This is a genomic window from Streptomyces finlayi (genome assembly GCF_014216315.1).
GTDB lineage: Bacteria > Actinomycetota > Actinomycetes > Streptomycetales > Streptomycetaceae > Streptomyces > Streptomyces finlayi_A.
Window position 1 is genome coordinate 2,441,576 of record NZ_CP045702.1, and the last position, 22,061, is coordinate 2,463,636.

General features: G+C 69.6%; 23 protein-coding genes. 8 read left to right on the top strand and 15 right to left on the bottom strand.

Annotated features, from left to right (window positions below):
* Nucleotides 1-16: 16 nt before the first annotated feature.
* Nucleotides 17-577 carry a PPA1309 family protein gene (locus F0344_RS10995; protein ID WP_258049849.1) on the top strand — a complete coding sequence of 187 codons (561 nt, stop codon included), beginning with the start codon at nucleotides 17-19 and terminating at the stop codon, nucleotides 575-577.
* Between the two features lie 97 nt (nucleotides 578-674).
* On the opposite strand, the gene F0344_RS11000 is transcribed toward F0344_RS10995, so the two are convergent.
* The 3 genes from F0344_RS11000 to F0344_RS11010 form a co-directional block, all read right to left on the bottom strand.
* Nucleotides 675-1,763 (bottom strand): YlbL family protein, encoded by a 1,089-nt coding sequence (locus F0344_RS11000; protein WP_185298601.1) that lies wholly within the window; start codon nucleotides 1,761-1,763, stop codon nucleotides 675-677.
* A 410-nt stretch (nucleotides 1,764-2,173) separates the two neighbouring features.
* A complete protein-coding gene (locus tag F0344_RS11005) occupies nucleotides 2,174-2,635 on the bottom strand; it encodes a molybdenum cofactor biosynthesis protein MoaE (RefSeq protein ID WP_185298602.1) in 462 nt (153 codons plus the stop codon).
* A 129-nt stretch (nucleotides 2,636-2,764) separates the two neighbouring features.
* Nucleotides 2,765-3,907: an SDR family oxidoreductase gene (locus F0344_RS11010; RefSeq protein ID WP_185298603.1), complete on the bottom strand. Its 1,143-nt coding sequence runs from the start codon at nucleotides 3,905-3,907 to the stop codon at nucleotides 2,765-2,767.
* 190 nt (nucleotides 3,908-4,097) lie between these two features.
* Between F0344_RS11010 and F0344_RS11015 the strand changes: the two genes are divergently transcribed.
* A complete protein-coding gene (locus F0344_RS11015) occupies nucleotides 4,098-5,573 on the top strand; it encodes a zinc-dependent metalloprotease (protein ID WP_185298604.1) in 1,476 nt (491 codons plus the stop codon).
* Complete coding sequence (locus tag F0344_RS11020; protein WP_185298605.1) at nucleotides 5,570-6,118, top strand: NUDIX hydrolase; 549 nt, start codon at nucleotides 5,570-5,572, stop codon at nucleotides 6,116-6,118. Before F0344_RS11015 ends, F0344_RS11020 begins: the two co-directional genes overlap by 4 nt.
* 93 nt (nucleotides 6,119-6,211) lie before the next feature.
* Here F0344_RS11020 and F0344_RS11025 read toward each other — a convergent pair whose 3' ends face one another.
* The 4 genes from F0344_RS11025 to F0344_RS11040 form a co-directional block, all read right to left on the bottom strand.
* Nucleotides 6,212-6,967 (bottom strand): AIM24 family protein, encoded by a 756-nt coding sequence (locus F0344_RS11025; protein ID WP_185298606.1) that lies wholly within the window; start codon nucleotides 6,965-6,967, stop codon nucleotides 6,212-6,214.
* Nucleotides 6,968-6,986: 19 nt separating this feature from the next.
* Nucleotides 6,987-7,667 carry an AIM24 family protein gene (locus F0344_RS11030; RefSeq protein ID WP_185298607.1) on the bottom strand — a complete coding sequence of 227 codons (681 nt, stop codon included), beginning with the start codon at nucleotides 7,665-7,667 and terminating at the stop codon, nucleotides 6,987-6,989.
* Between the two features lie 11 nt (nucleotides 7,668-7,678).
* Nucleotides 7,679-9,265 carry a TerD family protein gene (locus F0344_RS11035; RefSeq protein ID WP_185298608.1) on the bottom strand — a complete coding sequence of 529 codons (1,587 nt, stop codon included), beginning with the start codon at nucleotides 9,263-9,265 and terminating at the stop codon, nucleotides 7,679-7,681.
* Between the two features lie 107 nt (nucleotides 9,266-9,372).
* Nucleotides 9,373-9,996 (bottom strand): M48 metallopeptidase family protein, encoded by a 624-nt coding sequence (locus tag F0344_RS11040; protein ID WP_185298609.1) that lies wholly within the window; start codon nucleotides 9,994-9,996, stop codon nucleotides 9,373-9,375.
* Nucleotides 9,997-10,176: 180 nt separating this feature from the next.
* On the opposite strand from F0344_RS11040, the gene F0344_RS11045 reads away from it, so the two are divergent.
* From F0344_RS11045 to F0344_RS11060, 4 genes are all read left to right on the top strand, one after another.
* Nucleotides 10,177-11,322 carry a TOMM precursor leader peptide-binding protein gene (locus F0344_RS11045; protein WP_185298610.1) on the top strand — a complete coding sequence of 382 codons (1,146 nt, stop codon included), beginning with the start codon at nucleotides 10,177-10,179 and terminating at the stop codon, nucleotides 11,320-11,322.
* 59 nt (nucleotides 11,323-11,381) lie between these two features.
* Nucleotides 11,382-12,785 carry an ABC1 kinase family protein gene (locus F0344_RS11050; RefSeq protein ID WP_185302626.1) on the top strand — a complete coding sequence of 468 codons (1,404 nt, stop codon included), beginning with the start codon at nucleotides 11,382-11,384 and terminating at the stop codon, nucleotides 12,783-12,785.
* Between the two features lie 394 nt (nucleotides 12,786-13,179).
* Nucleotides 13,180-13,767, top strand: coding sequence for a TetR/AcrR family transcriptional regulator (locus tag F0344_RS11055; protein ID WP_185298611.1), 588 nt, complete (start codon nucleotides 13,180-13,182; stop codon nucleotides 13,765-13,767).
* On the top strand, nucleotides 13,764-14,144 hold the full coding sequence (locus F0344_RS11060; protein WP_185298612.1) for a hypothetical protein: 381 nt from the start codon (nucleotides 13,764-13,766) through the stop codon (nucleotides 14,142-14,144). Before F0344_RS11055 ends, F0344_RS11060 begins: the two co-directional genes overlap by 4 nt.
* 209 nt (nucleotides 14,145-14,353) lie before the next feature.
* On the opposite strand, the gene F0344_RS35665 is transcribed toward F0344_RS11060, so the two are convergent.
* The 5 genes from F0344_RS35665 to F0344_RS11080 all read right to left on the bottom strand — a co-directional run bounded on the left by F0344_RS35665 (nucleotide 14,354) and on the right by F0344_RS11080 (nucleotide 18,368).
* Nucleotides 14,354-14,554 (bottom strand): hypothetical protein, encoded by a 201-nt coding sequence (locus F0344_RS35665; protein ID WP_258049851.1) that lies wholly within the window; start codon nucleotides 14,552-14,554, stop codon nucleotides 14,354-14,356.
* Nucleotides 14,555-14,727: 173 nt separating this feature from the next.
* Nucleotides 14,728-15,087 (bottom strand): hypothetical protein, encoded by a 360-nt coding sequence (locus F0344_RS11065; protein ID WP_258049852.1) that lies wholly within the window; start codon nucleotides 15,085-15,087, stop codon nucleotides 14,728-14,730.
* A complete protein-coding gene (locus F0344_RS11070) occupies nucleotides 15,084-15,452 on the bottom strand; it encodes a WhiB family transcriptional regulator (RefSeq protein ID WP_185298613.1) in 369 nt (122 codons plus the stop codon). The genes F0344_RS11065 and F0344_RS11070 overlap by 4 nt, the downstream gene beginning before the upstream one ends.
* A gap of 175 nt (nucleotides 15,453-15,627) precedes the next feature.
* On the bottom strand, nucleotides 15,628-15,972 hold the full coding sequence (locus F0344_RS11075; protein ID WP_185298614.1) for a hypothetical protein: 345 nt from the start codon (nucleotides 15,970-15,972) through the stop codon (nucleotides 15,628-15,630).
* Between the two features lie 167 nt (nucleotides 15,973-16,139).
* Entirely contained in the window at nucleotides 16,140-18,368 is a 2,229-nt protein-coding gene (locus tag F0344_RS11080; protein ID WP_185298615.1) for an ATP-dependent DNA helicase UvrD2, read from the bottom strand.
* A gap of 257 nt (nucleotides 18,369-18,625) precedes the next feature.
* On the opposite strand from F0344_RS11080, the gene F0344_RS11085 reads away from it, so the two are divergent.
* Entirely contained in the window at nucleotides 18,626-18,883 is a 258-nt protein-coding gene (locus F0344_RS11085; RefSeq protein WP_185298616.1) for a mycoredoxin, read from the top strand.
* A 171-nt stretch (nucleotides 18,884-19,054) separates the two neighbouring features.
* Here the strand turns inward: F0344_RS11085 and F0344_RS11090 are convergent, their stop codons facing one another.
* The 3 genes from F0344_RS11090 to F0344_RS11100 form a co-directional block, all read right to left on the bottom strand.
* On the bottom strand, nucleotides 19,055-19,390 hold the full coding sequence (locus tag F0344_RS11090; RefSeq protein WP_185298617.1) for a hypothetical protein: 336 nt from the start codon (nucleotides 19,388-19,390) through the stop codon (nucleotides 19,055-19,057).
* Between the two features lie 283 nt (nucleotides 19,391-19,673).
* Nucleotides 19,674-20,621 carry an NAD(+) diphosphatase gene (gene nudC, locus F0344_RS11095; RefSeq protein WP_185298618.1) on the bottom strand — a complete coding sequence of 316 codons (948 nt, stop codon included), beginning with the start codon at nucleotides 20,619-20,621 and terminating at the stop codon, nucleotides 19,674-19,676.
* A gap of 44 nt (nucleotides 20,622-20,665) precedes the next feature.
* On the bottom strand, nucleotides 20,666-22,060 hold the full coding sequence (locus F0344_RS11100) for a dipeptidase (protein ID WP_185298619.1): 1,395 nt from the start codon (nucleotides 22,058-22,060) through the stop codon (nucleotides 20,666-20,668).
* Between the last annotated feature and the right edge of the window lies 1 nt (nucleotide 22,061).

Sequence of the window (22,061 nt, forward strand, 5' to 3'; positions counted from 1 at the left end):
GAGGCAGGATATTGCCATGCCCAACGTTTCCCCCTCCGGCCCTCCGATGGCCGCGAGCCCCCTGACTGTCGCCGTACTCGAAATCGACGCCTATGCCGCCAACCTCGGCTGGGACCAGCCGGCCCGGCTCTTCGCCCTGGTCGACACCGCCAAGCTGCGTGTCCAGGAGCCGGGCCTCGCCGCCCAGCTCGGTCTGGACGACACCGGCTCCACGACCGCGGCTTTCACTCCGATCGAGCAGGACGAACTTCCCGCCGGCACGGCGCTGGACGAGTTCCTCGCCACCATCGCCTGGCCCGACGCGGTGGTCGGGTGTGCGATGACCGTCGAGCGGCTGATGCTGCCCCCCTCCGCCGAGGCCTCCGTACCCGAGGGGATGAGCGATGCCCAGCTCACCAAGTGGGTCGCCAAGCACCCGGACCGTCAGGAGGTCCGCATGACGGTGGCCGTCCTGCGCGACGGATCACGGGACTCCGCCGTACGGCTGCGGGAGAAGGACTCCCCGACCGAGGTGCTGACCGGCGCGGGGCTCGTCCCCGGGCTGGCGGAAGCGCTCGCGGCGACCTTCGAGTCGTGACCATCGGGTCCTGAGACCTTCGCGTCCGGCCCTGGCGTCGGGTCTTCGCATCCCGGCCCCGTCGGTCCCGGTGTTTACGGACCGGCGGGGCCGGCCGTCAGTTCGCCGAGCAGCTCGGCAGGCCGGCGGTGTCCCCCGCCCGGATCTTCCCCACCGACTTCTCGGCGTCGTCGAGGGTCTTCACCCGTACCAGCGTCAGGCCGCCGGGGATGTCGGACGCGGCGGCCGCGCAGTTGTCGTCCGGAGTGAGGAAGTACCGGGCTCCCGCGTCGCGCGCGCCGACCAGCTTCATGTTGATGCCGCCGATCGGGCCGACCTTGCCGTCGTCGTCGATCGTGCCGGTGCCCGCGATGAACTCGCCGCCCGTCAGGTTCCCGGGCGTCAGCTTGTCGATGATGCCCAGGGAGAACATCAGACCCGCGCTGGGGCCACCCACGTCGGCGAGCTTGATGTCGATCTCGAACGGGAACGTGTGGTCCGTCCCGGCCTGGATACCGACGATCGCCCGGTTCTCCTTCGGGGCCTTCTTCGTCGTGACGACGATCTTCTCGGTGGAGCGGGGCTGCCTGCCCGCCTTCTCGGCGGCAGCCGCCTCCTTGGCAGGGACGATCGTGAAGGTGACGTCCTCGCCCGGCTTGTGTTTGGTGACGAGTTCGGCGACGTCCTCGGGCTGCTCGACGGTCGCACCGTCGACGGCCTTGATCACATCACCCGCGTGCAGCCGCCCCTGAGCGGGACTGTCCTTGATGACCGTGGACACGACGGTGCGGGTCGAGACGGGGATGTCGAGCTCCTCCAGGGCGGCGACCTTGGCGCTCTCCTGGGACTGGCTGAACTCCTCGGCGTTCTCCTGCGTCGACTCCTCTTCCGTCTTGCCGTCCGGATAGAGGGTGTCGTGCGGAACGACGACACTGTCGTGGGCCAGCCAGCCGTAGACCGCTTGGACGAGGTTCATCTCGTAGTCCGCGCCGGTGACGCGGACCGTCGTCATGTTCAGATGCCCCGAGGTGGGGTACGTCTTGCGCCCCTCGATCTGCAGGACCGGTTCTCCCCGGGCTTCACCCAGCGTGTTCACGGTGGGGCCCGGTGACATCTCGGAATACCGCACGGGAATCAGCACGCCTGCGCAGAGCAGCGCGATGAGGATCAGGGTGGAAGCGAGCATCGTCGCGGTGCGGCGTGGCATGGAACGACAGTACGGGAATGGCCTGTCAGTGCACCGTCGGGCCCGGTCCGTACGAGGACGTCGGCGGGGCCGCGTCACGCGGCAGGATACGTCCCGCGGCGAGCTGCGGGGTCATGCGGCATCGGAACCGGAGTGCGGCTTCTCCATCGCGTCACGGAACCTTGCGTAGCCGGCGAGTTCGGAGACATCGCCGGTCGTGCGGTTACGCGCGGCCCAGCTTCCCCATATCGCAGCGCCGACAGCAGCGAAAAGTGGAATCAGCAACCAAGCAAGTGCCGCCATTACGACCTCCCTACCCCACGAGTGACCGCAAGTGACCGATCAGCAGATTAACGATCCGGAAAACCAACGCTCATGGCAGGGGGGCGGTTACGCAAATCGGGGCTGATCCTCCCCGGGAGGGTTTGCGCTCAGCAGGCACCCACCCATTCCTCGGTGCCGTCCGAGAAACGCTGGTGCTTCCAGATCGGAACCTCGTGTTTCAGGTCGTCGATCAGCTTCCGGCAGGCATCGAACGCCTCTCCCCGGTGGGCACAGGAGACGGCGACGACCACCGCCAGATCGCCTACCGCCAGTTCACCCACACGGTGGACGGCGGCCAGCGCGCGGACGGGGAACTCGGCGACGACCTTCTCGGCCACCTTCCGCATCTCGTCCTGCGCCGAGGGGTGGCAGGAGTAGCCGAGCGCTCCGACGTCCTGCCCGTCGTCGTGATTGCGCACGGTGCCGACGAAGAGCGCGATGCCGCCCGCCGCGTCGTCCCCCACGGCTCGGAAGATCTCGTCGACGGAGAGCGGCGTGTCGCGGATCTCCAGCAGCCGGATGGGGTCGTGAGCGGCCTGCTCACCGGGGTGGTCATGGGTGCGTGCCATGGGGTCCATCGTGCCGCACGGCACCGACATCGCGGAACAGCGTTTCCCACCGGCTGCCCGCCAACCGCCTTGGAGCCTCCTACAGACGCCTGACGGGCGAGGGCCGCTCCCATCCGGTGCGGGGAAGCCCTAGATACGCCGACGCGCCTTACGGGCGCGCCGGACCAGGGCCGCGGTGCCGAGCAGCGCGACGGTCGCGCCGGCGGCACCGGCAGCGGTGGCGTCCTTGCGGCCGAGCCGCCGTCCGGCCAGGGTGTGGCGGCCCTCCACCTCTTCGAGGAGTGCTCCGAGGACCTCCTCGTTCGTCCACTTGGGCCGCCACCCGATGTCGTGCAGCCGGCTCACGCTGACCACCCAGGGGTGCATCGTGTACGCGAGGTCGCCCGCCGGGGAGGGGGTGAGACCGATCCGGTGCAGCCGCGCCGCCGCGCCGAGCGCGACGGCCGAGGGGAGTTCCATGCGCCGTACGCCGCTGATCTCCTCGACCTCCTGCTGCTCCAGCCACCCGTCGCAGCCGACGGCGAACTCTCCGTCGATCTTCTCCAGGGCGGCGTACTCCAGAGCCGTCACCAGGTCCTCCACGTGGCAGAACTGCCAGGTGGGGCGTGATCCCGCGACGACCAGGAGCCTCGGCGACTCGAAGTAGCGGGTCAGCGCCGTGTCCGTGCCGCCGACCAGGACGGTGGGCCGCACGACGGTGACGTTGAGTCCGGGGTGGGCGCGCGGCGCACGGCGGCCCAGCCGTTCGATCTCCAGCAGGTCCCCGACTCCGGTCGCCTCCGCCGTGGCGCGCAGCTCGGCGTCCTCGGAAAGCGGTACGTCGTTGTCGGGAAGGGCGCCGTAGACCATCGCCGATGTGCACAGCACGACCCGGTGGACGCCTACCGCGGCGGCGGCGGTCAGCACCGTCTGGGTACCGCGCACGTTGTACGCCGTACGGGCGGCGGGATCGGTCTCCAGGTCGAGATCGAGCGCCAGGTGCACCACGACGTCCGCACCGCGGAGCTTCTCCGCGATGGCGGGGTCGCGTACGTCCAGGATGTGCCAGGTCGCGTCAGAGACGTCACCCCGGCGTTCGTCGATGGCGATGACCTTCTTGATCTCGTCGGATGCGACGAGATGGGCGGTGAGAAGTTCACCGATGCCGCTCGCGGCACCGGTGACCGCGACGACGGGGCCCCTGCTCTTGGAGCGCTTCTTCTCGGGCTTGCTCTCGGACGAGGGGTCGGCCAGGTTTCGCGCTGCGCGAACCTGCGGATCTGGGGAACTCACCGGGCGTCTCCAGCGGTTGTCTTCAGTACGTACCCGAACGACGCGTACGTACCAGGTGGCGTCCATCCTGCCGCAGGCCGGGAGCCGGCGGAGCACTGAGGCCCTCAGCGGGCTCGGTGTCTACGCTGGATGGTGATGTCGGGCAGTCGCCGTCGGTTCGAGCCGGCGGCCCTACGAGCCGAGGAAACCCGTGAGTGACACCCCATTCGGATTCGGCCTTCCGCCGGAGGAGCCGGAGAACGGCGACGAGGGCAAGAAGAAGGACCCCACCGGAGGTGGCCAGGGTCCGGGCGGTCCGGGCAATCCGTTCGGCTTCGGTCCCGGGGCGGGCGGTGACAATCCGTTCGCAGCCATGTTCGGTTCGATGAACCCGAACGACCTGGGGGCCGCCTTCCAGCAGCTCGGCCAGATGCTCAGCTACGAGGGCGGTCCCGTGAACTGGGACATGGCCAAGCAGATCGCCCGCCAGACGGTCTCCCAGGGCACACCGGACGGCACCAAGGACGCGAGCGTGGGTCCGGCGGAGCGGACGGCTGTCGATGAGGCGCTGCGGCTGGCGGACCTGTGGCTGGACGGCGTGACGTCGCTCCCCTCAGGCTCGGTGTCGACCGTGGCCTGGAGTCGCGCGGAGTGGGTCGAGGCGTCCCTCCCCGCCTGGCAGCAGCTCGTCGACCCGGTGGCCGAGCGTGTCGGCCTGGCGATGGGCGATGTCCTGCCCGAGGAGATGCAGGCCATGGCCGGCCCGCTGATCGGCATGATGCGGTCGATGGGCGGCGCCATGTTCGGCCAGCAGATCGGGCAGGCCGTCGGTGTCCTCGCCGGCGAGGTGGTCGGTTCCACGGACATCGGGCTGCCACTGGGCCCGGCCGGCAAGGCCGCGCTCCTTCCGTTGAACGTCGAGCAGTTCGGCAAGGACCTGGGCGTGTCCCAGGACGAGGTGCGGCTCTACCTGGCGCTGCGTGAGGCCGCCCACCAGCGGCTCTTCGCCCATGTGCCGTGGCTGCGCTCGCACCTCTTCGGTGCGGTCGAGGCGTACGCGCGCGGCATCAAGGTCGACACGAGCAAGCTGGAGGACGTGGTCGGCCAGTTCGACCCGACACAGCCCGAGCAGCTGCAGGACGCCCTCCAGCAGGGAATGTTCCAGCCGGAGGACACCCCGGAGCAGAAGGCGTCGCTGGCCCGCCTGGAGACGGCGCTCGCACTGGTCGAGGGCTGGGTCGACGCCGTGGTCCACGAGGCCGCCAAGTCACGGCTGACCTCGGCGGACGCACTGCGCGAGACCCTGCGCAGGCGCCGGGCGTCCGGGGGTCCAGCGGAGCAGACGTTCGCCACACTGATCGGGCTCCAGCTCCGTCCGCGCCGGCTGCGCGATGCCTCCCGGCTGTGGGCCTCGCTCACGGACGCGCGGGGTGTCGACGGCCGTGACGCTCTGTGGGAGCACCCGGACATGCTGCCTACGGCCCGTGACCTGGACGATCCGGACGGCTTCGTCCACCACGAGCAGCTGGACTTCTCCGAGCTGGACAAGATGCTCGGCGAGGCCGCCAACGGGCCTCGGAAGCCCGCCTCCGAGGCGGACGGCACCGAAGCTCCGGGCACCGAAGCTCCGGGCCCCGACGGCCAAGGCGAGGGTGACAAGGGCAGCAAGGACGACTCCGACCAGTGAGCCTGCACGATGACGCGGTCCTCGTACTGAAGGGCTACACCCCGGCGGACGACCTGGCGCAGGACGACCTGCGCCAGGTCTACCTGGACCATCTGGCACAGCACCCGGACGGCCTGTGGAAGGTATGCGGGGCCGGGCACCTCACCGCCAGCGCCCTGGTGATCGACGCCGAGCGCGGCAGGGTGCTGCTGACCCTGCACAGGAAGCTGCGGATGTGGCTCCAGATGGGCGGGCACTGTGAGCCGCAGGACGCCGCCCTGGCCGCCGCCGCCCTCCGTGAGGCGACGGAGGAATCCGGGATCGAGGGCCTGACGCTACTGCCCGGCGGACCGGTCCGGCTGGACCGGCACCCGATTCCGGCGCCCTGCCACTGGCACCTCGACGTGCAGTACGCGGCGCTCGCGCCGGACGGGTCCACCGAGCGGATCAGCGACGAATCGCTGGACCTGAGGTGGTATGCGTACGACGAGGTCCCTGCCGTGGCCGACGCCTCGGTCGTACGGCTGCTGGAAGGCACTCTCGCCGCGCTGGAACAGCGCGCGTAGCGGACAGATCGCCGGCCGACTTGTGCTGGCCGGTACGGCGTAAGGGGCGGCCTCTTGTGAGGCCGCCCCTTACGCCGTACCGCTGTGCCGCGTTCAGTTCCAGGCGTTGTTCTGGTTCTGCGCGTGCGCACCCTGCTGACCGACGCCGAACTGGGCGCGGGCGCCCTGCCCGACCTCGGCGTGCTGCGGGGGCATGACCTCACTCGGCTGGACGAGGGCGAAACCCTGTCCGAGGAAGCTGAGCTCCCAGCCTTCGCCGGTGTTGCCGCGCCGCCGCCTGACCCCGGAGGAGTGCGTCTGGGCCTGCATCTGCACGCGCAGCGAGCTGGACCAGGCCACGATCGCGTCGGCGTCGACGTTCACGTACTTGTCCGGCGTCACCTGCATCATCAGCGGCAGGCCGGAGGTCATCAGCGCGACCTTGCCGGTGCCGGTGATGTTGAGCTGGTACTTCCCGGTGCCCGAGATGCCGTACTGGCTGTCCACCGCGATGACCTCGGTGTGCAGCGCGGAGTCGAGGGCGAGGACATAGGAACTGTCCACCGTCATGCCCTCCTGACCGACGTCCACGACGTGGATGTACTGGGCGAGGTTGGCCAGATAGACGGTGCCCTGCCCGGTGCAGCGCATCAGGTCGAGACCTTCACCCGTGTTGGCACGGGCGCGGCGCTGGCCCTGGGAGCGATACTCGCCGTCGAACTCCATCAGCCCCTGGTACGCGACCATGGCCCCCTTGCGGGCGAGGATGTCGTCGTGGCCGGTCAGCGAGACCCGCAGGAGCTGCGGGTTCTGGATGGCGTACCGGTCCTGGGACTGCTGCTCGGTATGAGCGAAAAGCGGACTCTGCATGGTGTGTCTCTCCTCCCCCTCAGTTCCGGATCCGCAGGCGGTCGGTACTGTCCTCGCTCGGCTGGACGACGACGATGCCCTCACCGGAGAAGGCCATCTGGTAGGCCTCTCCGCTGCCGCGCCCGATGAGCGAGGAGGCCTTGAAGCTGCGCTTGCCCTTCACCTTGAGGTTCGGGGACCACGCGACCAGGGCGTCCGGGTCGACGTACGTCTCGTCCTCGCCCCGGCCGCAGTCGACGACGATCGGGGTACCGCGGGAGGTGATGGCCACCCACCCGGTGCCCTGGATGCCGACGTTCCACAAGCCCTGGCCGGCGAACTTGGCGAGCCCCTTGACCTTCTCGACGCCCCATGCGAGATGGGCGTCGAAGGCCAGGAGATTGGTGCCGTTGACCGAGAGGGAGTCGTTGTTGAGGTTGATCACGATCACATCGGCACCGTAGTCGGCGAGGTAGAGCAGCCCGTCACCCGAGCACTTCATGACAGGTGCGCCCTCGCCGGTGATCCACTGGGAGGCGGCCTGCCGGGCGGCGGGCGGGTTGGGTTCGTACTGGATGAAGCCCTCGTACGCCACCATCGAACCGGTGCGGGCGTACAGGTCCTGGCCCGTGGCCATGGCGACCTTGAGCATCGTGCTGCCGTGATTCTCCATCCGGGCGGTTACGGGGGTCGGGGCGAAGCCCGCGAGTTGCTGGTTCATGACGGGCTCCCTCACACCTCGTAGGGCTGGACGACGATGAAGTTCCCGGGCGCTCCCCGGAACTGGAGGTTCACGGTCTCTCCGCTGTGTCCCGGATACGCGTTGCGGCGCAGCCTGACCTGGCTGGAAAGGATCACCTGGGAGGCCGCCGACCATGCCACGACGGCGTTGCAGTCGGCGAACGTGGTCGGGGTGACCGGCAGGACGACAGGGACACCGTGGGTCTTCACGACCACGGTGCCGGTTCCCTGGAACAGCATGGTGAACAGGGCGCCGCCGGGGATGCCGTGGCCCTCGATCCTGCGGACTTCGTACTGGAGCGACTCATCGAAGGCGAGAACGCTCTCGGCGGAGACGCAGATGCCGTCGCCCTGGAGCTCGATCGGATGCAGATGCGCGCCCTCTTCGGCGAGGAAGACCTGCCCTCGGCCCGTACAGCGCATCAGCTGCATTTCCTGACCGGTGGCGTTACCGACCACACGGCCCGCGAAACCCGCGCTCTTGTAACCGAAGTCGACCTTGCCCTGGTACATGACCATGCTGCCCTGGCGGGCCAGCACCGGGTTGCCGCCCATGGTGAGATCGACCCTCATGAGCTGCTGGTTCTGCGAAGTCCAGCGCTGGCCTGTCGGCGCCTCCTTGTAGAGCTGGAGAGCCGCGTGCAGACCGGCACCGCCCTGCGGGACACCCTGGGGAATGCCCTGCGGCATACCGGGAGGCTGCTGGCCGAAGGCCGGAGGCGCCTGCTGGCCGAACGGGGCGGGAGGCTGCTGCCCGTAGGGGGCGGCGGGCGGTGCGCCCTGCCCGGGAACCTGGCCGAACTGCGGCTGCTGCGGCGCCTGTGGCTGCCCGTACGGGGACGGGGCATGCGGTGCCACCGGGGCTGCCATGGTCGGCGCCGAATGCATCGGCTGCTGCGGCGGCGCGGGTGCCGCGGCAGGGGCTCCGAAGGCCGGGGCCGGCTGAGGTGCCTGCGGAACCGGAGCTCCGAAGGCCGGGGGTTCGGTCGCCTGCGCGGGCTGGGCGAACGACGGCGCGGCGGCCTGCGGCTGCGGGGCGGCCGGAGCTTCCTCCGCGACCTCGCCGCCGAAGTTCTTCAGGAGCGCGTCCAGGCCACCGTCGAAACCCTGCCCGACGGCGGCGAAACGCCAGACGTCCTTGAGGTAGAAGTCGCCCAGCATCACGGCGCGCTCGGTGGTGAACTCCGACCCGGTGAAGGCGTACTTCACCACCTCTTCGCCGCCCGCCACGATCCGGATGTATCCGGGCCCGACCTGCGACATCTGTCCCGCACCGTCGAGAGTCGCCGTGAACGACAGCTTGTGGATGCTCGCCGGAACGCGGTCGAGCGTGACGCGGAACGACTCGGTGTCGCCGGACTGGGCACCCAGCAGCTGAATGGACTCCTCGGGCGACTTCGGCTGGTTGAAGAAGATGAAATACCGGTCGTCGGAGAGCTGCTCATTGGCGTCGAGGCCGAAGCAGCTGATGTCGAAGGTCAGTCCGGGTCCGGTGATCTGCACGCCTACGTACAGATCCGTCCCTGGAGTGAGGTCACTGATCTTGGCCTTGTGGCCGCGTTGGAATTCCCTGGCCATGCGTAACGACCGTCCCCCATCCCGAATGTAAATGCGTCGCGTCAGGCTAACCGCAAACGGCGCTGCCGGGCCGAGTCGGTACACACCCGGTACAGAATCACCGAACGTCACTCTTCGCGTGCGGCGGGCAGGTGCGGAAGGCGGTCCGCCGCCACGACACCTTCGAGATAGCCCCTGGCCCGTTCGGTGCGGGGGTACGCCTCCAGCAGCCGCCAGAAACGCGGACCGTGACCGGGGACCAGGAGATGGGCCAGCTCGTGGACGAGCACGTAGTCGACGACGTACTCCGGCATGCCCTGCAGCCGGTGCGACAGGCGGATGGAGCCCTCGGCCGGGGTGCAGGAGCCCCATCGGGTGTTCTGGTTGGTCACCCACCGGACGGAGGCGGGCCTCGCCCGGCCCTGGAAGTACTGGGTGGACAACCGCTCGGCGCGCTCGGCCAGCTCACTGTCGCCGATGACACGCTTGCTCTCCTGCGCGGCGAGCTTGTCGAGCATCACACCCACCCAGCGTTGTTCCTCCGCCTCCGACATCCGGGCGGGGATCAGCACGATGGTGCGGTCGCCCTCCCGGTAGGCGGACACCGTTCTGTTACGCCGGGCACTCCTGCGGACCTCGACCGCGCTCGTCGCCGAAGCGCGGGGCTGACGGGCGGCCACGCTGCCCTGATCACTTCCGGCGCTGCGCACGGGGATGCCCCCGGCGAAGCCGGGAGAGGGTTCGGCAGGCACGCTCCGACGTTACCCGCTGTCAGTGGCGGAAGTCCCGACTCCGGAACGGTCCGGCGTAGATCCGGTCCGTCGCGTGCACCATTTGAACGACTAACACCCCCTGCCTGTGGACAACTTTTCGCGGACTTCGCTCCGCCGCCGCATTCTGGCAAAGGATCTTCACGCGACCGGGGAGAAGTCATGCATCCGATGCTCAAGCCCGCACTGCGCCGCGCATGGCGCGGACGCAACACCGTCCAATTCGGAGTCACACCGGCCCATGCGGTGACGCTCGGACCCATGGATATCGCCACAGGGAGCTTTCTGGAACTGCTCGACGGCACGCGTGGCCTGCCGCTCCTTCGCGAGGAAGGCCGGTCACTCGATCTGTCGGACCGTCATGTGGACGTGCTGGTCGAGCGCCTGACGGAGGCCGGACTGCTGGACGATCCCCGGGGAGGCGGTCCGGAAGCCGACGCGTTACGCGACCGGGCCGATGCCCTGGAGCGCCAGCGACCTGACCTCGCGTCACTCTCCGTCGTGCACCGGGAGCCCGGCAGCGGGCTGAGACGGCTCGCCGCCCGCCGGGCCATGCGCGTACAGGTGAGGGGCGCGGGCCGGGTGGGCGCCGTGATCGCCGGGGTGCTGTCCGGGGCCGGAGTGGGCAGGGTCGAGGTGCTGGACGGCGGCCGGACCGAACCAGGGGACGTCGCTCCCGGCGGACTTCCGGCTTCGGCGGTCGGGGAGCGGAGGGACGCGGCGGCCCGCCAACTCGTCCGCCGGTCCTCCGTGGGCGGGATTCCCCGGGCCACGGGGCCCGCCGGCGCGTCGGCCGGGGCCGAACCGGGACTGTCCCTCATCGTGGCCGCCCCCCGGGACGGACTTTCGGTGTACGCCCCCGATCCCGCCACGGCCGCACCCTGGATCAGTTCGGGTACTCCGCATCTCTACGCGGGTGTGATCGAAGCCACTGGCGTGGTCGGGCCGCTGGTACTGCCGGGCGGCACAGGATGCGCGGGCTGCCTGGCCCTTCACCGCGCCGACCGTGATCCGCAGTGGCCCCGCATGCTGGCGCAGTGGCGCTCAGGGCGCCGGAACGCCGTTCCCGCCTGCGATGTCGGCCTGGCGACAGCGGTGGCGGGGCTTGCGGCAGCCCACGCGCTGTCGTTCCTCGACGGGGAATTGCCTGCCAGTACGGGCGCCCGGTGGGAAGCCGCGTTGCCTCTGCTGGACTGGCGGTCGGAGCAGCTCGGGCCGCATCCCGACTGTTCCTGCGGTGCGGCCGGGCACACTGAGGGGGAGCTCACCTCCGCAGCGGGTACCGCACAGGACACAATGGCCGGGTGACCGCCGTCGACGGCAACGCCGAAGACCTACGCGGCACGGTCTGGGAACTGGAGGGGCACATGTCTGATCTTCCCCGGAAGGCGGTCACCCGCACCGCCAAGCTGGCCGCGCTACCGCTCGGCTTCGCGGGCCGTGCCACATGGGGGCTGGGTAAGCGGATCGGCGGGAAGTCCGCGGAGCTGGTGGCCCGCGAGGTGCAGCAGCGAACCGCCGATCAGCTCTTCCGTGTCCTCGGAGAGTTGAAGGGCGGTGCCATGAAGCTCGGGCAGGCGTTGTCCGTCTTCGAGTCGGCGCTGCCCGAGGAAGTCGCGGGGCCCTACCGGGCCGCGCTCACCAAGCTGCAGGAAGCGGCGCCGCCCATGCCCGCGCGCACGGTGCACTCGGTACTGGAGGAGCGGCTCGGCGAGGACTGGCGGGATCTTTTCCTCTCCTTCGAGGACAAGCCGTCGGCCGCCGCGTCCATCGGGCAGGTGCACCGGGCGGTGTGGCACGACGGGCGTGACGTCGCGGTGAAGGTGCAGTACCCGGGCGCGGGTGAGGCACTGCTCTCGGATCTGACCCAGTTGAGCCGGTTCGCCCGGCTGTTCGGCCCGCTGGTCCCGGGCATGGATGTGAAGCCGCTCATCAAGGAGATGCGCGAGCGGGTCGAGGAAGAGCTGGATTACGCGCTTGAGGCGGAGTCCCAGCGACAGCACGCGGCGGAGTTCGAGGATGATCCCGACGTGGTCGTCCCGGGAGTGGTCCACCAGTCCGAGCAGGTCCTGGTGTCGGAGTGGATCGACGGCATCCCGCTCGCCGACGTGATCGCCGAGGGCACGGTGGAACAGCGGGACCGGGCCGGTCAGCTGCTGGCGCGCTTCCTCTTCTCGGGTCCGGCGCGAACGGGTCTGCTGCACGCCGATCCGCATCCGGGCAACTTCCGGCTCCTCCCGGCCGCCGGGAGCGATGACGGGGACGGATCGGTGGAGGGCGGGCTGGAAGGCGACCCCGGGCAGTGGCGGCTCGGGGTGCTGGACTTCGGCACGGTGGACCGGCTGCCGGGGGGACTGCCGCAGACCATCGGCGACTCGCTGCGGATGACGCTGGAGGGCGATGCCGAGGCGGTCTACGAGCTGCTGCGCGAAGCCGGCTTCGTCAAGGACTCGATCGAGCTCACGCCTGACGCGGTCCTCGACTACCTGTTGCCGATCATCGAGCCGGCGGAGGTGGACGAGTTCACCTTCACCCGGGGCTGGTTGCGCATCCAGGCGGCCCGCATAGCGGATCCGCGCTCCCCCGCCCATCAGCTGGGCAAGCAGCTGAACCTGCCGCCGTCCTATCTGCTGATACACCGTGTGACCCTGAGCACGATCGGGGTGCTGTGCCAGCTGGGTGCGACCGTGCGCCTCAGGGACGAACTCGAGGCGTGGCTCCCGGGATTCCTGGCCGAGGACGAGCAGGAGGGTGTCGCCGCCGAGGCGTAGCAGCGGCGGCCGGCGGGGGTGATGAGGCTCCCTGATTCTCCCCCGCCCGCCGCTTCAGGTGGTGGCCACAGTTGCTCACTTTGATTCCCACCCACCGTGACTTTCGACATTTCCCGAGTAGCTCTCGAGAAGCGTCACGAGATCCCGTTCAGCCGGAGGCTGGGCGGGTTCTCGGCGTTTGCGGGGTGTGTTCGGAGTCTTGTCCGAACGTGGCGGATTCCGGCGGCGATTGTCGTGTTCCCGCGTGTCTGCCCACATCCTGGTCGCGGGCCGCCAGGAGTTCTTCGGCCCGCTTCTCAGCTAGCCGGCGGCCTGAAGAGGCGCCGCCGGCTCCGGTTTGAAGTGCAGGCCGGCCTCTTGTTTACCTTTCGGGTCGACCCGTAAGGTAACTGTCATGAGCTCCTTTCCGCCCTCCAGAGGGCGTCCCAGGGATCCCCGATCGCACAAGGCGATCATCGACGCGGCGGCAGAGCTGGTGGTCGAGGTCGGCTATGCCGCAACATCGATCGGGGCGGTGGCCGCGCGGGCCGGTGTCGGCAAGGACACGATCTACCGGCGGTGGCCCGGCAAGCCGGAGTTGGTCTTCGAGGCAGTCTTCACGACCACCGATGATGCTCCGGCCCCGGACACCGGAACTCTGGCCGGGGATCTGACCGTACTGCTGCAGGGCCTGGTCAACGAGTTCCACGCGCCTGCCGCCGCGGCGGCACTCCCGGGGCTGCTCGCTGACTTCGCCGCCGATCCGGAACTGAAGGCGCGCATCCGCGGCGACTTCCTGGCCCCGTCGAAGGAACGGCTGCTGATCGTCTTCGAACGCGCTCTGGTGCGGGGGGAGATGGCGGCCGAAACTCCCGTGGACCTGGTCCTGGACACGCTGGCGGGAGCCGTGTTCTTCCACGTAGGACTGGTCGGGGAGCACCCTGCCCCGCAACTGGCCGCACTGCTGGCCACTGTCGTGGCCAAAGGAATCGAGGTCCGATGAACGGCTGGCTCCTCGCGGCAGGAATCACCGCGCTCGGCGTGGCCGCAGTGCACATCGTCGGCGGGCACCGCGATGTCGTGCGTCCGCTGCTGTCCTGCGGGCTCGCGGACGAACCCAAGCGTGTCCTGCACGCCGTGTGGCACATGGTGAGCATCGACCTGGTGCTCTCCGGACTCGCTCTGCTCTACCATTCCCTGACGGACGGTACGCCGGAGACCGGCCTGGTGGCATGGTTCGTGGCCGCACACTTCATCGCGTACGCGGCAGCCTTCCTGGTCGTCACCCTGTCCGTCGGCTGGCCCCGACCACTGCTCCGCCTGCCGCAGTGGATTCTGCTCCTGCCTGTCGCGGCGCTTGCAGCGGCGGGCGCCGCGTAGCCGCACCCTCGGAGAGCGTCCCGCGACCGCGGTTGTCCACCGCGGCCTCGGACTCGCAGTCATCAGTCGCCCAGGCTGGCGCACCGCCATCACCGCTGCCTCCCGCCTGCCTCCGTAGACCCTGCCGTGTCCGTTGACACAGCAACTGAGTGAGGAGCGGAGAGCGAAACCGAGGAAATGTCGAGATCCGCATCAGGAGTCGGCCGCCGTCACCACCAGGCGGAGTCGAGACGGCTTTCGATCGCTCTGATGTGAATGCGAGCGCAGTCTTCGCAGAGGTAGTGGCGTCCGCCGTTCTCCACGGAGCAGCTCCAGGTCGGCGGTGCGGTCCCGCCATGGGCAGCGGTTCCGCAATGGGCGCACACCACACCTTCGGGGCCCGGCTGTCCGGGCTGGTTCTCCTCGTCCACCTGGTGACGATAACGCCGCGGTGGCTGTGCGGCGCGGCTCAACGCACCGCGGGGCCGGCCTGTTCGGACCGGCCCCGCGAAGGGGTGGCTGGTCACCGGGCAGAGCGGTTGCCCGGGCAGCCTGCTTCGGGGCTCGGCCCCAGGGGGCTCCTGCGGAGTCCCCTGGGGCATGCCTAGTGCATGACCGCCATGGCCAGCGCACGGCGGGCACGCATCGAGGCGCGCTCCGCACGGCGGTGCATCCGCCGGGCGGCGACGAGGCGCACGGACTGTCGGTCCGCCTCGGCCTCCCTCAGGCGGTCGCGCATATGCGCACGAGCCATGGCTTCTGGGATGAGTTGCATCTCGCGGGTCCTGTTCTGACGCGAGTCGTTCGCGCCGGTGATGGTGACGTTCGGGGTTGCGGAGCCGATGGGCTCATTCGTGGGGGAGGTCATTGGTGCCTGATTCCGGGGGTCATGGGTGTGGGGACGGTCGATGGTTCCGATGCGCTTCAGCCGTGCGGGGGCGGGGACCCCCAGGCCGGCGTTCACGCCGCGACCGGGTTCTTGCGCGGGCGGCCACGCGGCCGCTTGCGGGCGACGACGACGCCCTGGACGAAGAGCTCGCCGCCCCAGACGCCCCACGGCTCGCGCCGCTCCTTGGCGCCGGCGAGGCATGCCTCGACGAGCGGGCAGGTGCGGCAGAGGGACTTGGCGTACTCGACATCAGCGGGCGACTCGGCGAAGAAGACCTCGGGGTCGTACGAACGGCAGGGGACGGGCACACCGAGGTTCTCGATGGCGTCGTCGAGCGCGGTGAGCGCGGTGAGGGGGATCAAGGGGGAGTCCTCCGTGAGGCCGGGCGGGGAGATCGTGTCGGAAGGCGGTACGGACGGGGCGTGCGTTTCGGTTTGCACGGTGGGTGGTGTCCTCGTCTTGTCGTGCCGGCCTGTTGGCCGGTTGGCGGCTGGGTACCAGGTGCTGCTTGTCCCGAGGCTCCTTCGTCACGTCTCATCCCGTTCGGACAAAACAAAAGGGCCGCGGATCCCGAGTGGGGTTCCGCGGCCCTGAAGGCGCCGGCCTGATGGTGGATCAGGCTGGATCGCTCCAGGGTTCAGGCCCACGGAAGGCCCACATCGTGTGGTGCTGAGTCGTCTGGTGCTGCGTGGTCTGCTTCTTGGCTCCGGCACCGACGGCCGCAAAGGCATAGGCCGGGGCCTGTCCCTTCGCTACTGCTGCTGCCGGTGCCTCGATCGGTCGCTCATTGCGCTCCCGCATCACGGGCAGCAGAGCGGCCGGAGACAGCGGACGGGCGGCGGAGATGCCGGACAGACCGGTGCCACGAAGCAGGGATTCCGAAGAGCAGGCGAGGCCGAGCGAGTAGGCGGAGACGACCGAGAGATCGGTCACTTTGCTGGTGCTGATGATGCTGATCACAGGAATCGCCTCCTCTCGGCGTCTAGGGGGGACCGGCCGGGGCCGGTCCTGCGTATTCGGATAAGTACAGCACGGAATCAGGGCTTCAGAGAAGTCGCTGTTCCCGTGGTTAAGAACCTATGGTGACGACTGGGGCAGGCGCAAACTATTTTTTCGACGAGTTTTTCTCACGCCTCGCCCTCGCCCTCCCCGGCCTCTTCACCCATGGCCTCACCTGCGCAGATGGCCAGCACATCGGCGCCGAAACTGGTCAGCTTCCGGTTGCCGACGCCGGCGATGGTGACGAGTTCGCCCTCGGTGGCCGGCACGGCCTCGGCGATCGCCATCAGCGTCTTGTCCGTGAACACGCAGAACGCGGGCTGCCCGATCACCTTCGCCTGTCCGGCCCGCCAGTCGCGCAGCCGCTCGTACAGCGCCTCGTCCATGTCGGAGGGGCAGTCCTCGCAACGCATCAGCTTCATCTCACCGGCCTCGGTGAGCGTCCTGCCGCAGACTCGGCACCGCACGGGGCCGCCGCGCTTGCGCCTGACCGCCGCGTCCGGACCGCTGCCACCCGCTCCCGCGCCCGTACCGGAACCGCGGTCGATGCCTCCGCCGCCTCCAGTGCCGCCGCGGGTGCCGAGCGCCACCGAGCCGGGCCGCAGCCCGTTCAGGAAGCGTGTGGCCCGCCGGCCGCCCCGGCCGCCGGGCGAACGGGAGAGCGCCCACGACAGCGTGAGGTGGAGACGTGCCCGGGTGACGCCGACGTAGAGCAGACGCCGCTCCTCCTCGACCTGTTCGTCGGTCTTGGCGTACGTGATCGGCATCATGCCCTCGGTCAGCCCGACCAGGAACACGGCGTCCCATTCCAGGCCCTTCGCCGAGTGCAGAGAAGCCAGCGTGACTCCCTGGACGGTGGGCGCGTGCTGGGCGGCAGCCCGCTCGTCGAGCTCGGCCACGAGGTCGGAGAGGGTCGCCCCGGGCTTGGCCCGTTCGAAGTCCTCGGCGAGCCGCACCAGGGCGGCCAGCGACTCCCAGCGATCCCGCACCGCACCGGAGCCGGCCGGCGGCCTGCTCGTCCAGCCCTTGGTGGAGAGCACCGCCCGCACCTCGGAGGGCAGCCCCTCGGCCTGGTCGAGCAGGGAGTCGTTGCCCCCGGCGCGGGCGGCGCCGCGCAAGGCCATGCCCGCTTCCCGGACCTCCGCGCGCTCGAAGAAGCGCTCCGCTCCCCGCAGCTGGTAGGGAACGCCCGCGTCGGCAAGGGCCTGTTCGTAGACCTCGGACTGGGAGTTGACGCGGTAGAGCACGGCGATCTCGCCGGCCGGGACACCTGCGGCGATCAGCTCGCGGATACGGCGTGCGGTGCCCTCCGCCTCCGCCGGTTCGTCCGTGTACTCCGTATAGGCGGGGGCGGGGCCCTTGTCGCGCTGCGAGACCAGTTCGAGCCGGTGCTCGGCGGCCTTGCCGCGGGCCTGGCTCAGCAGGCCGTTGGCCAGGTGGACGACCTGGGGCGTGGAGCGGTAGTCCCGGACCAGCTTGACCATGGTGGCGTTCGGATGGCGGGTGCGGAAGTTCAGCAGATGGTCGGGGGTCGCTCCCGTGAAGGAGTAGATCGTCTGGCTTGCGTCGCCGACGACGCACAGGGTGTCCCGGTCGCCGAGCCAGAGGTCCAGCAGGCGCTGCTGGAGGGGACTGACGTCCTGGTACTCGTCGACCACGAAGTGCTGGTACTGGCTGCGGACGTGGTCCGCGATGTCGTGCCGGTCCTGGAGGATGCCGACGGTGAGGAGCAGCACGTCCTCGAAGTCGATCACGGAGCGGTCACGCTTCAGCTGCTCGTACATCGCGTAGATCTGGGAGAGCTCGGCCGGATCGCGCGGGGCGTCCCGCTGGGTCTTGGCGACCGCGGCGGGATAGTCGCCGGGCACGGTCTGGGTGACCTTGGCCCACTCGATCTCGCTCGTGGCGTCCCGCAGCTCGTTGCGGTCGAGCTTGATCCCGCAGCGGGCCGCGGCCTCGGCGACCAGCTGGACCTTGCGCTCGACCAGTCGCGGGAGCTCGCCACCGACTGCTTTCGGCCAGAAGTACTGGAGCTGGCGCAGGGCCGCGGAGTGGAAGGTCCGCGCCTGCACACCGGTGGCTCCGAGCTGACGGAGGCGACCGCGCATCTCGCCGGCCGCGCGGTTGGTGAAGGTGACAGCCAGCACGGTCGTCGGCTGGAGTATCCCCGCGCGCACCCCGTACGCGATGCGATGGGTGATCGCGCGCGTCTTGCCCGTACCGGCTCCGGCCAGCACACACACGGGTCCGCTCAGAGCGGTCGCGACCTCGCGCTGCTCGGGGTCGAGCCCTTCGAGCACGGCGTCCGGGGACTCGGGGACCTGTGGGAAGAGGGTGGAATGCGTTGCTGCTGTCACCCCGCCATGCTGCCAGGTCGCAGGGGGCGGGCGCGGAAGTTGTCCACAGGGGTGAACGATCCGTCGTACTAATCCCGGCCCGCGCTCCGCCGATCCGCACGACTCCACCGTCGGCGGGCAGCCCCGATCCCGCTGAGGGCCTCGGATTCCCGCGGTACGGCGGGAATGGGTGACGGGGTCCCGTACGTTCCTTAGCGTGCGGGAACGCACAATCTCCAGCTTCACAGCGAGACGCATAAGACAGAGGAGCGCGAGACATGCCGGGCACTGTGACGATGTACAGCACCACATGGTGCGGCTACTGCCGTCGGCTCAAGGGTCAGATGGACCGCGAGGGCATCGCCTACAACGAGATCAACATCGAGCACGACCCGGATTCCGCGGCGTTCGTCGAGAAGGCGAATGGCGGAAACCAGACGGTCCCCACGGTTCTGGTGGTTCCCGCCAACGGTGGCGGTCACCACGTCATGACGAACCCGAGCCTCGCACAGGTGAAGCAGGCTCTCGCGGTCTGATGCTCGTCCAGCGCTGCGCCCCCTCTGGTCAAGGTCACCGGAGGGGGCGGCGCTATGTACAGGGGACGGAATGCGGCCCGTACGCCCTGTCGGCTTCCCCCCTGGTCGGCAGGGGCCGGCATCGTTACGCCTGTCAGACGGTGTCCCGTGATAGCTGACAGCGGCAGGGAATCACTTCCTGCGAACGGTCATGACTATCGCCAGTGCCATGGACGCGAACAGCACAGCCACCACGAGCGAGGCGAAGAACAGAGCCACAACCCACCCAGCGTTCGTGCCGGTCATCGTCCCGTCTATGGACGCGCACGCCACCTCCGGCGGGAAGCTCTGCCTGCGGAGGTCGTAGCACGCGTTGGGTAGGTCATCGTTGATCACGTATGCCTTGACCGAGCACAGGGCCAACGTGATGAGGAAGACGCTCAGCGAGGCGAGGGAGACGAGGGAGACGCCCCACAGCAGGTTCGGGCGATCCGGCAGCGACTCGGTATGCGTCGTGGGTGGCGTCATGAGCCGCGAGCGTACGTGGGTCGGGGTTCTTCGCCGAGTCGTCGGGTCTCCGAGTCATCCGTAACGGTTGGGACTGCTGCACGAATCGGTGAGATTTGATCCGGCTTGCCCGTGGGGCAGCCTGGTCGGCGTCTGACGCGCTGTCGCGTCCGCAGCGAAGAGCCCCGCCGGTGCGGGGCTTTTCGCTGCGCCGGTCAGCCGTACAGAGGGGCCCGTGAGCCGTACGACTCGTTCCGCGGGACTGCGGCGGGGGCCGGTGACGGCGTGCAGCGGGACTGCGGCGTCAGACCGTGCTGCGCGGCCTCGGGAGCGGCTTCCCGTACCAGAGCTCGATGAGCCGGGCCGCGATCGAGATGCCGAACGGCGGCATGACCTCACCCGACTCGAAGGCCGCCGTCAGATCCTCGCGGGAGAACCAGCGGGCCTCCTCGATCTCCTCGCCGTCCACGTTGATGTCGAACGTCGTCGCGCGCGCCATGAAGCCGAGCATGAGACTGGACGGGAAGGGCCAGGGCTGGCTGGCGAGGTACTCGACCTCGCCGACCGTGATGCCCGCCTCCTCGAAGACCTCGCGCGCCACGGACTGCTCGATCGACTCCCCCGGCTCGACGAATCCCGCGAGCGTCGAGAAGCGGCCTTCCGGCCAGTGGACCTGGCGGCCCAGCAGGGCCCGGTCCTGGTCGTCGGTGACCAGCATGATCACGGCGGGGTCGGTACGCGGGTAGTGCTCGGCACCGCACGCCTGGCACCGGCGGATGTGACCGGCGGCCGCGATGACGGTGCGCTCGCCGCAGCGCGAACAGAAGCGGTGCAGCCGCTGCCAGTTCTCCAGAGCCACGGCGTGGGCCATCAGTCCGGCGTCGCGGGGGCCGAGCAGGAGACCCGCCTCGCGCAGACCCGCCGGGCGGGCCGACTGGTCCATGCGGCCGGGCAGGGAGTCCTTCTGGAGCGCGAAGTAGCTGACGCCCTTCTCGTCCCTACCGAGGAAGTAGCGGTGGGTCTCGGTGACCGGTGCCTCGAAGGCCGGGGTCATCACGATCGCGGTGCCGCCGTCGGCGGTGTCGTCGATCAGCACCTGGCCGCCGGAGACGACGAAGACCCTGGTCGTGGGATGGCTCCAGGCCGCCGCCAGCCATGCCTCGTCGAGACGGTGGTGGGCGGCGCGGTCGATGCCGCTCGGTGCGGTGAGACCGATGGGTCGGTCCGTGGTCTCGTTGTCAAAGGTGCTCACAGGTGCTTCCTACTCCCCCGGGGTGGATCGGGTGCCATGAGATCTCAGCGCAGGGCCGCGGCCAGCTCGCCCCACAGATGGGCCGCGGTCTCCACGCCCTTGAGGAGGAGGTCGAGCTCCACCTTCTCGTCGGGGGCGTGCCAGCCGTCGGACGGTACGGAAATGCCCAGGAAGAGGACGGGGGCGCCGAGCACGTCCTGCAGGTCGGCGGCAGGTCCCGACCCCCCTTCGCGGGTGAAGAGGATCTTCTTTCCGAAGGCCCGGCCCATGGCACGGGTCACCGCTTGCAGAGCGGGGTGGTCCAGCGGCGTCAGACAGGGCCGGGTGGCGGGCGAGAACGTGATGCGGTGACGGATGCCGGGCGGGATCTGTGCCTCGGCCCACGTCCGTACGCACTGCTCGATGTGATCCGGGTGCTGGCCCGCGACCAGCCGGAAGCTGAGCTTCACCAGGGCGGAGGACGGAATGATCGTCTTGCTGCCCGCACCCTGGTAGCCGCCGCCGATGCCGTTGACCTCGGCGGTGGGACGGGCCCAGATCCGCTCCAGGGTCGAGTAGCCCGCCTCGCCCGACGCCGCCCCGGACCTGGCGGTACGCAGCCAGGTGGTTTCGTCGAAGGGCAGCTCGGCGAAGAGCGCCCGCTCGGTGTCGGTGAGTTCGGCCACGCCGTCGTAGAAGCCGGGGACCGTGACGCGTCCGTCCGCGTCGTGCAGCGCCGCCACGAGGCGGGCGACAGCGGTCGCGGGGTTGGGGACCGCGCCCCCGAACGATCCGGAGTGGATGTCCTGCCCGGGGCCGTACAGCTGGAGCTCGCACTCGGCGAGGCCGCGCATTCCGGTGCAGACGGTCGGGGTCGTCTCGTCCCACATACCGGTGTCGGAGACGATCACCGCGTCGGCCGCGAGGCGTGCGGCGTGCTGCTCGGCCAGAGCGCGGAAGTTCGGGGAGCCGGACTCCTCCTCGCCCTCGATGAGGAGTTTGAGGTGGACGGCGGGTGTGGAGCGGCCGGTGGCGGCGAGGTGGGCCCGGACGCCGAGGGTGTGGAAGAACACCTGGCCCTTGTCGTCGGCCGCACCGCGTCCGTACATCCGGCCGTCGCGGATCACCGGGTCGAACGGGTCGGTGTGCCAGCCGTCCTCGAGGGCCGCGGGCTGCACGTCGTGGTGCCCGTAGACGAGGACGGTCGGGGCGTCCGGGTCGTCGCTCGGCCACTCCGCGAAGACGGCGGGGGCACCGGGCGTCTCCCAGACCTCGGCGACGGGGAAGCCGGTCTCCTTGAGCTTGGCGGACAGCCACTCGGCACTGGCCCGTACGTCCCCGTCGTGCTCCGGCTGTGCGGAGACGGAGGGGATGCGCAGCCAGGCGGCAAGGTCTTCGAGAAAGGCCGCGCGGTGCGTGTCTATGTACATACGGACGGCGCTGTCCGGGGTGTCGCTCATG